Origin of the sequence: Paenibacillus sp. ALJ109b, assembly GCF_010747435.1 — a bacterium.
Classification (GTDB): domain Bacteria; phylum Bacillota; class Bacilli; order Paenibacillales; family Paenibacillaceae; genus Paenibacillus; species Paenibacillus taichungensis.
The window spans coordinates 256,649-268,864 of record NZ_JAAIFP010000015.1 but is presented as its reverse complement, the minus strand read 5'-3'; the positions used below and the strand labels follow the sequence as shown (position 1 = coordinate 268,864).

Here is a 12,216-nt window from a genome sequence, read left to right as displayed (position 1 = left end):
TGACAGAACAACCTTCCGATCGCTGTTATTCCCAGATTTCTTTGATTGTATTTAGAAAAGGTGAAATCCGGAAATAAAGGCGAAGCGTATGCTTTCGATGCAGCTTTCTTTCAGAAAGCTTTTAGCTCCGCTACTTCAGGTTTTTTCTGTCCTCTACGTTATTGTGTAAAATTTTTAGTTGAGAATATCAAGCTAGTTCAACTTAATGGCTTGGTTTGTTAAAACACACATATTAGGGGGAATCAGGATCATGATGAAAAAGTGGATTAGCGGTTTGGCTGCAGTGGCAATGACATCGGTATTACTTGCAGGATGCGGCAGCAGTACAGAGAACGCAACAGGCGGATCAGGCAGCGGAGGCACGGCGCCAAACAAGCTGGTCATCTCCACTTGGGGGTTCTCGGAAGATTTCTTCAATGAAGAAGTGTTTGGTCCATTTGAAAAAGAACATAATGTAGACATCGTGCTTGAAGTAGGTAACAACGCTGAGCGTTTGAACAAAATCCGCCAAGGTACATCCAATGTTGATGTGATCTATTTGTCCGATTACTATGCACAGCAAGGTATTGATGAAGGTTTGTTTGAGAAAATCGACCGCTCCAAAATTCCGAATGTGAATGATATTTATGATATTGCCAAAGCACCGCTTGGCGAAGATTACGGCCCGGCCTACACCGTTGGACAGCTCGGAATCGCTTATAACCCGGACCTCGTTAACAAAGAAGTCACTTCATGGGCTGATCTGTGGGACCCGGCGTTTGCGGGTAACCTGACCATTCCGAACATTACGGCAACAGCAGGCCCAATGGTATTGGATGCAGCTTCCCGTGTAGCTGGTAACGAAACGTTTAATGAAGATGCAGCATTTGCGGAACTGAAAAAATTAAGTAGCAACGTTGTTAAATTTTACACGCAAACTTCCGAATTCGTGAACATGTTCTCCCAGGAAGAGATTGCTGGCGGACCGATTATGGAAATGTACTTCAAAGATTTGAAAGCCGCAGTGCCAAATGCGAAGTTTGTTACACCTAGCGAAGGTGCGTATGCCGTCATGAATACAATCAATGTCGTGAAAGGCAGCAAGAACAAAGAACTCGCCGAAGAATTCATCAACTGGCAGTTGAGCCAGGATGTACAAACCAAATCCGCCAAAGCTAAAGTGGATTCCCCGGTAAATACAAAAGTTGAATTGAATGCCGAAGAAGCTGAAGGCGTAACGTATGGTGCAGACGTGGTTGGCAAGCTGAACAAGCTGGATATGGAATTTGTGAATCAACAGGCTAAAGCATGGACAGATCGTTGGAACCGTGAGATTGCACAATAAGCATAATTAGCGTTAGAACGATAAGGTTTAGAGACAGGTATAGATTGTGCTAGACAAACAAAAAATTTGCAGCAAGCAATAGTTTAACGGCAGAGGAGTTGGGCATGTATGAGTGAAACAGGAAATCGCATCATTCTGGATGTGGATACCGGTATTGATGACGCGCTGGCGATCTTGCTGGCCGTCAAGAGTCGGAAGCTGGACATTCTCGGGATTACCACGGTCTGCGGGAACGTATCGCTCCAGCAGGCAACGGATAATACATGCAAAGTTCTCGAGCTGGTGGGAGCACCCTCCATTCCGGTCATTGCCGGAGCAGCTGGGCCACTCACACGCAAGTCTCACTTTGAGCACCGGGTACATGGACAAGACGGATTGGGTGGTGCGCTGCCCGATCCGGCCGTGTCCAAGCAGGCGGATGAAGGCTTTGCCCCAGACTTTATCGTTGAACAAGCGAAGTTGTACCCAGGCGAACTAACATTGATCATGACTGCGCCGTTAACGAATCTGGCTCTGGCGTTAATGAAGTGTCCTGAACTACCTACATTATTGAAGGAAGTCATCTTCATGGGTGGTGTTGTTCGTGGGCATGGCAACATTACACCTACTGCGGAGTACAACACGTACGCTGATCCCGAAGCCGCACGCATTGTATTGCATGCAGGTTTCGAGAAGCTTACGCAGGTGGGCTTGGATGTTACCCGCCAAACGCTGTTGAATGAAGAAGCCATCGGACGATTGACTGATCCGGTATTGCGCGATTACGTGGCACAGAGCACAGAGATTTACATCAAGCGGTATGAAGAAATGAACGGCATACGCGCCTGTGCCCTGCATGATCCACTGGCCGTTGGCGTCGCTCTTGCCCCGGAACTGGTTGGACGCAAATCGTATTACGTCGATGTAGAGACGGCCAGCCGCCTGTGTGATGGTCAGATGGTATGTGACTTCCAAAACCGTTTGGGCGAACAACCTAACACACTCGTCTGCGAAACGGTAGACGCCGAAGCATTCCTTGAGCTATTTATTAATGCATTAAATTCTTAATTGCTCGACCCAATAAGATATTTATACGATTGCGGAGAGTGCAGAACCGATCTGGAGAAGCGAAGCGTTCCCCTTTATCCCCCGATTTTCTCCATTGAAAAGGAATCAGAAAAATCGGGGGATAACAGGGATCGAAGGACGGTACTGCAATCGGAGTATCCGAGTATAAATCTCTAATTCTTATGTCAGGAGTACCGCGATGAAGAAATCAGTATACTGGCTATTGCTGCCGGGATTTGTGTTTTTGGCGGCGTTTATGATCATTCCGATTGTCCTGACGATCGGATCGACGTTTTTTCAGGAAAACTCCTTCACGTTTGAAGGATACATGCATTTTTTCAGAGACCCTTACTTTTTGAAAATATTGCTTACGACGCTGCAGGTCAGCGTGGTCACCACCATCGTCTGCGTGGTGCTCGGATTCCCGACAGCTTATTATATTTCACAGAAAGCGCCGCGTCGCAAAGGCATTCTGCTCGCGCTGGCAATCTTCCCACTGCTTACGAGCCCGGTTGTGCGCTCGTTTAGCTGGATGATTATTCTCGGACGCAAAGGGCTGATTAACAACACCCTTGTTGGGCTTGGTATCGTGGACAAGCCGCTGGATATTCTGTATACGCCGGCAGCCATGATGATTGGTTTGACCCATCTGTTCCTGCCGCTCATGATCATTTCACTGGTCGGTGTGCTTGAGAACATCGATGGTGATCTGCTCAAGGCAGCGCAGAGCCTGGGTGCATCCCGTTTCACGGCATTCCGCCGGGTGGTGTTCCCGCTGGCTGTGCCAGGGCTTGTTATCGGAGCCGTACTTGTTTTTGTCGGAAGCCTGACGGCTTATACGACGCCTGCACTATTGGGAGGCAAACAGCGCGTAATTGCGACGTTCCTCTATCAGAACGCCATGACCCTGAACGACTGGTATCTGGCCTCGGTCGTTGCTGCGATTATGATTGTCATTACGTTTGTCGTGGTCGGTGTCATGAACAAAATGGCCAAAACTTTAAATCCGAAGGGGTAGACATATGCGGGAGAAACATATCGGGCTGGGCCTGTTCAGTCTGCTGGTCTTTATCTTTCTGCTGGGCCCGCTTCTGATCATCTCGGTGACTTCGTTTGAACCGGGGACGGTACTCAAATTTCCGCCGGAGGGCTTCTCCCTCCGCTGGTACGAGAATATTTTCAACACAGGCGGTTTCCTCCGTACGTTCCAGACGTCCATCATCATTTCCCTGCTGGGGAATTTGCTGGCGCTGTTGCTCGGGGTTCCGGCTGCGTACGCACTTAGTCGTTATGATTTCAAAGGCAAGTCCGTGCTGAATGCATTGTTCCTGTCCCCGGTACTCATTCCGGGAATCGTGCTTGGTTTTACATTGATGAAATACCTGATCGTGATCTATCATCTGCCGATGTATCTCGGATTGTTGATCGGTCACACGATTATCATGCTTCCGTTTATCATTCGCGTTATCGCATCGAGTCTGTCGAGCTTTGACTTTGCAGTAGAAGAAGCAGCCCTGAGTCTCGGCGCGGGACGGGTAAGAACGTTCTTCCAGATCGTGCTGCCTAACATTCGCTCAGGAATTCTCGCGGCGGTGCTGATTGCCTTTCTGGAGTCGTTCAACAACGTGGACATTTCCGTGTTTATGACCGGACCAGGGGTAAGCACATTGCCAATTCAGATGCTGACCTATGTAGAAAATTATTTTGACCCAACCATTGCAGCCATTTCCGTGCTCTTGATGGTATTAACTGGACTTTTAATGTTCGTGATCGAACGGATCATGGGCGGATTTTCATACTTTACTAAACGTTAATTGGAGGCGCAGAACGCTATGGCATTGCTGACATTGGATCGCGTATCGGTGGCTTACGATAACCAGACGATCCTGAAGGATTTTCAATTGGAGCTGGAAAAAGGTAAGCTGCTCTCCCTGCTCGGACCGAGCGGTTGCGGCAAAACAACTACGCTGCGCCTCATCGCCGGATTCCTGGAAGCAACACAGGGCAAGTTTATGTTCGGCGGCAAGGATTACACGAAGGTTCCGGTAAACAAGCGGAATTTCGGATTTGTATTTCAGAGTTATGCGCTGTTCCCGCATCTGTCTGTCTATGACAACGTGGCCTTCGGCCTGCGGATGCGCAAGGTAAAAGATAAGGATATTTCTTCACGCGTAATGCGCATCCTTGAAGTGGTGAACCTGAACGGCTTCGAGAAACGCTTCCCGCAGGAACTGTCCGGTGGACAGCGTCAGCGTGTGGCGATTGCCCGCGCACTCGTCATTGAACCGGATTTGCTGTTGTTCGATGAACCGCTTAGTAACCTGGATGCCAACCTGCGGCTGAATATGCGGGTGGAGATCCGCCGGATTCAGCAGGAACTGGGCATTACGACGCTTTATGTTTCTCATGATCAGGAGGAGTGCTTCTCCATCTCGGATCAGGTAGCGATTATGAACAAAGGCGTTGTCGAGCAGCTCGACCGCCCAGAGACGATTTTTAAATACCCAGCCACAGAATTTGTAGCCCAATTTATCGGCTTCCACAATTTTATTGAATTCGCAGAGCGCAGTGATGCAGGAGAGGTGATCACGCTGAAAGCGGGTGGTCGTTTGTTCACGGCAACAGCGCATCCTGGAACAGCACGTCCCGGTGCACGCAAAGGTGCGATTCGCCCGGATGATCTGATGGTTAGCGGAGATACCTCTGGGGACATGGCAAATGCTTTGCCAGGGATTATCAAAGTAAGCACGTACCTTGGACGCAGTTATCAGTACGTCATTGAGACAGAACTTGGCGACTTCACAGCCAATCAGGAGATGGAGACACCTTATCTCAGCGGACAGCGGGTTAATCTGATTTTCCCGCAGGATAAACTTGTCCTTGTGGAATAGCAGCAGGAAGCAGAAGCAGCAAAAGAGGCATTTATCAGCTGAATCCAGAGCAATATAGCTAGTTGTAACTGCTGCTCTGGATCGCTGTAAGATGCTCATGAAGAAGGAGATTATGCCCCATGCGTGCAGATCAACTAATTAAGAATGTACATGTGTATAACAGTTATTATAAACGATTCGAAATGAACAACGTGGCTGTACTGGACGGTAGATTTATGTATGTTGGTCCAGGCGGCCCGGAGATGATTGAAGCTGATGAAGTGATCGATGCACGCGGACGTTACATGATTCCGGGCCTTATTGATATTCATCTGCACATTGAGAGTACGATGGTGACACCGGCAACCTTTTCCCATGGCCTGATCCGCTGCGGGGTAACGTCCATTGTGGCGGAACCGCATGAGATGGCGAACGTGTTTGGGCTGGAAGGTGTGCAGGAGATGATGTCGGCCAGTCGTGAGACAACGGTGGACATGTTCTACGCTATCCCAAGCTCCGTTCCAGCGACGCCTATGGAAACAACAGGTGGTTCAATCGAAATCGAAGACATGGATGTGCTGCTCGCTACTGGAGAGATCATCTGTCTGGGTGAGATCATGAACTATGTGGACGTCATCCGTGATCCGGAATGCAAGACCAATCAGATTCTTCAGCATATTCGCAAAAACTATCCAGATCTTGTGATCGAAGGTCATACACCGAAATTGCTTGGGCTGGATCTGCACCGACTGATCTATGCGGGCATCGATTCGGATCATACACATCAGAGCATTGAAGGCTTGCAGGCACGAATTGCGGCAGGTATGTTCATTGAAATTCAGGAAAAATCGATGACGCCAGAAGTCATGGAATACCTGATTCAGCATGATGTCGCTCAGCATTTCTGCTTCGTAACAGACGATGTTATGCCAGATTCGCTAGTGGAACGAGGACATCTGGATCATATCGTGCGTAAAGCCATTCGGATGGGGATGCGCCCCGAAGATGCGATTTACGCTGCAACCTCAACCCCTGCATCCCGTATGAAAATGACTGATCGCGGTAGCATTGCCCCAGGCAAAGTGGCGGACTATGTGCTGCTGTCCAACTTAGATACACTTGCAGTAGAGCAGGTATACAAAAATGGCCGTAAAGCTTATGACGACTACGAACCGTACAAGCAGGACCGAATTAGTGGACAGTTCCCACCTCACTTTTACAAAAGCGTGCAATTGGATCTGCTGGGAGCCGAGGATTTTGCAATCCGTTTGTCTGATCCAAAGGTGAATGGGCAAAGTGAAAGATCTGATTCAGACGCGCAGTTATCTGAAAATGGTTTAAAAAACTGCCGGGTTATGATGGTGAAGGATGGTTCAACCTTTGTGGAAGAACATATTGCACAGGTTCAGGCTGCGAAAGGTGAACTGCTCTGGGAAGAAAGCGAATATGGACAGATTGCGACCTTTGAACGTTATGGTGTGAACGGTAACCGAGCACACGGTTTGATTGGTGGAGACACGATCAAGCGTGGTGCCATTGCAACAACATATTCACATGATAACCACAACCTATTGGTCGTAGGGCGCAATCGTGAAGATATGATCTTAGCAGCTAACACGGTAATTTCGAGCCAAGGTGGGTTCTGTGTGGTGGAAGACGGCAAAGTGTTGTCTCATCTCGAACTTCCAGTGGGTGGCATTTTGACGGAGGAACCGCTAGCGGTAGTGTCACACCAAGTGAAAGAGCTGCGTGCAGCGATGTTGTCTCTTGGTTACGTGCACTATAACCCAATCATGTCCATCAGTACCCATTCCCTTGCGGTAAGTCCGGCTCTGAAAATTACGGATCATGGCCTGATTGATGTGAATGCAGGCAAGGTTGTACCGTTGATACTTTAATTGGAATACACATAATTCGTGATGTATCTACAATTAGATTGTTGATCGTGAATTAATGTTAAATTAAAAAATTGGTGACACCCCATCTCATTATCATCATGTTGTGAGACGGGGTGTTTTTTATGTGCAGGATCAAACAGAGGGGACTTGGAAGTGATTCATTATTTGGACGAAGCAACTGAATACATATATAGTAAGAAGAGAATGTTCGGAGCCAACATCAGGAGGAAAGTAGCATTTATGAAAAAATTAAATAAAACAAGAACCATCTTTTTCGATGTAGACGATACCTTGTATGACCACTTGCAGCCGCTTCGTGGCGCATTACAGCAAGTTCTTGGTTTACCGGATGATTTCCCGTATGGGGAGGCATACCATCGCTTCCGTTATTATAGCGACTGGCTGTCTGCTCAAGAGGACTTGTCTGCTGTACCTGAACCCGAAGCGGTAGAAAGGATGCGTCATCGCAGATTTGAGCTGACCATGGCGGAATTTGGAAATCCCCTGCAACAGGGACAGGCTGAAGAACTGCAAGCACAGTATTTGAGTAGACAGTTTCAGATCCAGCCCTTTGAGGGAGCATATGAACTTATCCGAAGACTTCTTGCAGAAGGGCATATGGTGGGATTAATTACCAACGGAGAAGGAAAACATCAGCAGCGGAAGCTCGAAGCGCTGGATGTACTCAGTCTTATTCCCGAGGAACGCATTTTCATATCGGGTACCCTTGGTTACGCCAAGCCGGATCGCAGATTGTTTGAGCATGTAAGCAGGCAGACGGGATCGGATTCCGGTTCCAGTTATTATATCGGCGATTCCTGGCGCAATGATGTTGTTGGTGCGGTGGATGCCGGATGGAAAGTGATTTGGTTCAACCATCGTGATGCTTTGCCAGAATCAGAGCATCAGCCTCATCATGTTGCTCGTAGTTATGAAGAGGTAAGCTGTATCCTTACATCCGAGTTGATTCAACAATAAAGCGTGCGCTATGTGCGTTGGTGCAGTCCTGATCCTCAGTGAGGATCAGGGCTGTTTTTTGTTATATACCACGTGAGGATTGTCATTGTACACTGGCGAAAATAGAGGTATAGATACTAAGTGTAAGAGGTGTTAAAAGGGGTCTTCTTACACTGTCCAAACATGAAGGCACCTTCATGGAATCTTCATTCGAAAGAGTAGGCTAAAGCCTTCACAAAGGATAAGGGCAGTGTTATAATTAAAACAAGATTTAGATTAAGTCTAAATTAAATAACTGGAAGCAAGTTAAATTACGTTATCAAAATCAAAACTATATCGTATTCGAGAGGGGATAAATTCCATGAGCACAATCCAAACTAGAAACAATACTTTTGCAAACCATGCCACTGAACTTCAAGAGGTCCTGAACCGCCAGATCGCAGGTTGGTCTGTACTGTACACCAAATTGCACCACTTCCACTGGTATGTGAAAGGTCCTCATTTCTTCACACTGCATGCCAAATTCGAAGAGTTGTATAATTTGGCTACGGCGAATATGGACGAAGCCGCAGAACGTCTGTTGGCCATTGGTGGACGTCCGGTCGCAACGATGGCTGAACAACTACGGTTGTCACCTGTTGAGGAAGCACAGGGACAGTTGTCGGCTGAAAAAATGGTGGAAACCGTAGTTGCTGATCTGCAAGCGATGGTGGGTGTTATTAACCAGGGTATTCAAGCAGCAGGCGAAGCTGAGGATAATGCGACTGAAGATATGCTGATTGGATTCACCGCTGCCTTGGATAAAGAGGTCTGGATGTTAAACGCATTTCTGGGCAAATAAGCTAAGTTAACCTGCATCCTGAACAACGATATGTAGAGTCCGTGAACAAAGTGCCCGTTCGCTTACAAATCCGGTGTGCTTGCCGTATAATGATGGCATTCAAGATGTATAGATTGGTGGAGTGAATAATGCGGACAGACCTGGATGAACTGCGGGAAGAAGCTGAACGGTTTATATATAGATGTTATGAAGAGCTGGGCCATTCGCGTGAAGACGCGCAGGCCCGGCTTGTTGCAGTTTTGAACGAGATTGAGCACACAGGTACATATGTGCATACTGCGGAGGAACTGGAGCATGGCTGTAAAATGGCATGGCGGAACAGCAATCGCTGCATCGGGCGGCTATTCTGGGATAAACTGCGCATCGTTGATGCACGTCATGCAGATACGGTTGGAACGGCAGCAGATGCTGTGATGACGCACATCAGAGCGGCTTCCAACAAAGGGAAGATTATTCCCATGATTACGATCCTTCCACCTGATGGACCGAACGGAGCCCCCGTGAGAATTTGGAATCACCAATTGATCCGTTATGCGGGATATGAGACGACGGAAGGTATTGTAGGTGATCCTGCATCCGTTGAGTTAACGAAGACAGCCATGTCGCTTGGCTGGCAGGGGGAAGGCACGCCTTATGATGTGCTGCCATTGATTATCCAGGCTCAGGGACAAGCTCCAGAGTGGTATCCTGTTCCCAAGGAAGACATCTTGGAAGTGAAGATTGAACATCCGGAACGTCCGGAAATTGCCGAACTGGGCATGCGCTGGTACGGTGTACCAATGATTGCTGATATGCTACTGGAGATTGGCGGCATATCCTACCCGGCAGCACCATTCAACGGCTGGTATATGGGGACTGAGATTGGTGCACGCAATCTGGCGGATACGTTTCGTTATAATAAACTACCAGCGGTAGCGGCAGCACTTGGCCTGAATACGTCGAGTGAAACGACGTTGTGGAAGGATCGGGCTTTGGTAGAGCTGAATGTAGCTGTGCTGCATTCATTCAAGAAAGCAGGCGTTAGCATTGTGGATCACCACACAGCGGCAGCGCAATTTGCCTTGTTTGAGCAGCGAGAAGAGAAAGCCGGGCGCGAACTGACAGGTGATTGGGTCTGGCTGATTCCGCCGGTGTCGCCGGCAACGACGCATATTTTTCACAGTTCATACCGCAATGAGATTGTGAAGCCCAACTTTTTCTATGGAGATCATTCCTACAAACTAGATACAGAGAAATCGGAAGCCGAACGGTTGGACAGGGAAAAACAACACACCAAGGGCGATCAGCAGCCTCAGGCTGAGAACCCACCAATGAAATGCCCGTTTGCACACTGATGTGCGAGCGGGTCGTTTTTTTGCTGTTTTTTCATCAAAGCACGGACTAAAATAGGAAATAAATCTGAATATTCTTTCTCTATATGGAAATTAATTGAACTTCTATAATAAGGATCATGACTTAATATAGGAGGGTTAGCTATGGGCTATATTGAATCGCTTCGAGAAATGGTTGGCAATGCACCAGTTATTCTGGTGAGACCGAGTATTTTGATATTGAATAAATCAGGTGAAATGTTGTTGGTACGACATGTGGATCATACCTGGGGAGTACCGGGTGGGTTTATGGAGTTAGGCGAATCGGTGGAAGAGTCTGCGAGGCGAGAGGTCAAAGAAGAAATTGGAATTCAGATCAAGAAACTTGTGCTATACGGCGTCTTCTCGGGGAAAGAGTTATATACGAAATTAAGAAATGGACATGAATATTATAATGTGGTCATTGGTTATATTTGCACAGAGTTCGAAGGCGAGTTGAAGCCCGATGGGGTGGAAGTTCTTGAAGCGAAGTTTTACAAGCCGACGGAATTGCCTGAGAACACAGACCCTTATCTAAAAAGTAAAATCGAAGAAAATGCACTACATATAGCAACTTTATTAAGAGTAAATAAATGAATGGAGGCTGCCCACTGATGTGGTCAGCCTTGTGCGTCTACACTCGTTTCGATCTGTAACGGCTGCGCATCACTGCCTGAACGGCAATGGCAGCAGCAATCAGAAGCAGGTTGAACACAAACACGGTATACAGCGATCCACGCTCCACAAGCAGAGCAGCCACCAGAGGGGATACGATGGAACCGATCTCTGCCACAGAGACAATTTTGCCTATGACGGAGCTCCTACCCTCGTCTGGGATATGATCCCCGATGTGAGCAAAGAACGAATCCATGTAACATGCACCGCCTACGCCGCCGATCAGCATGCCCACGTAAACCAGCACATACGAAGATGTGCTCAGAAAAACGACCACTTCGATGCCAATCATCAGCATGCCGAACATGCAGAGCAGCAGACGGTCACCCATCCGATCAGACAGGTAACCGGCCACCGGAGCAGCCGCGAGTGTAGAGATACCAACGACGGTAAAGGCAAGACTGATTGCAAACGGATCCCAGTGCATGATATGAGCCGCATACAATGCAAAATAAGTCAGAAACACGGCATAAGCGCTCATCTCCAGGAAATGAACCGTACCGTAGCCAATCAGTTGCTGCCTCCGGGTAAGTCCGGTGGACGGTTCAGGAGTGGTTGGGCTAGGAGTAGCGTTTACTGGAGAAACTGTATAATCGGCAGGCGTTTGCGTTGGTTTGGCATCAGTTGGAGACTCACTTAAGTCGTGGCCGTCCGCCACATTTTCAGATACAGGATTGCGCTTTACTGCTGTCTTCATCCCCATTGCCGCAACCACAGCCATCAGACAGCACACGGTAACGAGTAAAAAAGGCACCGATAAAGGCCAATGCAATGAGAGCCAGCCGCTGATGACCGGACCCAGCACCATACCCCCGCCTTCACTGCTGCTGATATAACCATTGTACAGACCCCGGTTGTCGACATTCCCCTCATCCCCGATGATGGAACGCACGACGACTGTAAGTCCGGTAGAAGCGAGCCCTTGCAGCAGCCGCAGCAGACCGAATACTAACGCGGCAGAAGATACAGCGAAACCACCCATACAAACAGCGAGCAGCAGCAGCATGGCAATAAGTGCCCGCTTACCCCCAATTTTCCGATAGAGTGCCGCAGCGGGCACCCCGCCAATTACTTTGCCGACATAAAAGAGTGCAAAAATAACCCCCATCATCCAGCCGGACAGGCCGAATTCCTCAATAAACAAAGGGAACAGGGGCAGGATCATAAAACCGCCCATCTGACTCAGAAAACAAATGATCATCAGCAAAGGCAGGTTACGGCGAATATCCACGAACAGGACTCCTTTCACATGACT

At 48.2% G+C, this 12,216-nt stretch carries 11 protein-coding genes; 10 read left to right on the top strand and 1 reads right to left on the bottom strand.

The features are described 5' to 3' along the window. The first annotated feature begins 253 nt into the window (after positions 1-253). From G3352_RS17180 to G3352_RS17135, 10 genes are all read left to right on the top strand, one after another. Complete coding sequence (locus G3352_RS17180) at positions 254-1,324, top strand: ABC transporter substrate-binding protein (RefSeq protein WP_163758275.1); 1,071 nt, start codon at positions 254-256, stop codon at positions 1,322-1,324. Between the two features lie 108 nt (positions 1,325-1,432). Then, a complete protein-coding gene (locus tag G3352_RS17175; protein ID WP_163758261.1) occupies positions 1,433-2,371 on the top strand; it encodes a nucleoside hydrolase in 939 nt (312 codons plus the stop codon). A gap of 199 nt (positions 2,372-2,570) precedes the next feature. Further along, entirely contained in the window at positions 2,571-3,389 is an 819-nt protein-coding gene (locus tag G3352_RS17170) for an ABC transporter permease (RefSeq protein ID WP_163758259.1), read from the top strand. 4 nt (positions 3,390-3,393) lie between these two features. Continuing rightward, entirely contained in the window at positions 3,394-4,185 is a 792-nt protein-coding gene (locus G3352_RS17165) for an ABC transporter permease (protein ID WP_024632851.1), read from the top strand. Between the two features lie 18 nt (positions 4,186-4,203). Then, positions 4,204-5,262: an ABC transporter ATP-binding protein gene (locus G3352_RS17160; RefSeq protein WP_063567191.1), complete on the top strand. Its 1,059-nt coding sequence runs from the start codon at positions 4,204-4,206 to the stop codon at positions 5,260-5,262. A gap of 119 nt (positions 5,263-5,381) precedes the next feature. Continuing rightward, a complete protein-coding gene (locus G3352_RS17155; protein WP_163758257.1) occupies positions 5,382-7,139 on the top strand; it encodes an adenine deaminase in 1,758 nt (585 codons plus the stop codon). 240 nt (positions 7,140-7,379) lie between these two features. Then, positions 7,380-8,117, top strand: coding sequence for an HAD family hydrolase (locus G3352_RS17150; RefSeq protein ID WP_163758255.1), 738 nt, complete (start codon positions 7,380-7,382; stop codon positions 8,115-8,117). A 340-nt stretch (positions 8,118-8,457) separates the two neighbouring features. After that, on the top strand, positions 8,458-8,937 hold the full coding sequence (locus G3352_RS17145; RefSeq protein WP_163758253.1) for a Dps family protein: 480 nt from the start codon (positions 8,458-8,460) through the stop codon (positions 8,935-8,937). Positions 8,938-9,065: 128 nt separating this feature from the next. After that, positions 9,066-10,271 carry a nitric oxide synthase oxygenase gene (locus tag G3352_RS17140; protein WP_163758251.1) on the top strand — a complete coding sequence of 402 codons (1,206 nt, stop codon included), beginning with the start codon at positions 9,066-9,068 and terminating at the stop codon, positions 10,269-10,271. 141 nt (positions 10,272-10,412) lie between these two features. Beyond that, positions 10,413-10,883 (top strand): NUDIX hydrolase, encoded by a 471-nt coding sequence (locus G3352_RS17135; RefSeq protein WP_163758249.1) that lies wholly within the window; start codon positions 10,413-10,415, stop codon positions 10,881-10,883. A gap of 37 nt (positions 10,884-10,920) precedes the next feature. On the opposite strand, the gene G3352_RS17130 is transcribed toward G3352_RS17135, so the two are convergent. Further along, positions 10,921-12,192, bottom strand: coding sequence for an MFS transporter (locus G3352_RS17130; protein WP_163758247.1), 1,272 nt, complete (start codon positions 12,190-12,192; stop codon positions 10,921-10,923). Positions 12,193-12,216 lie beyond the last annotated feature (24 nt).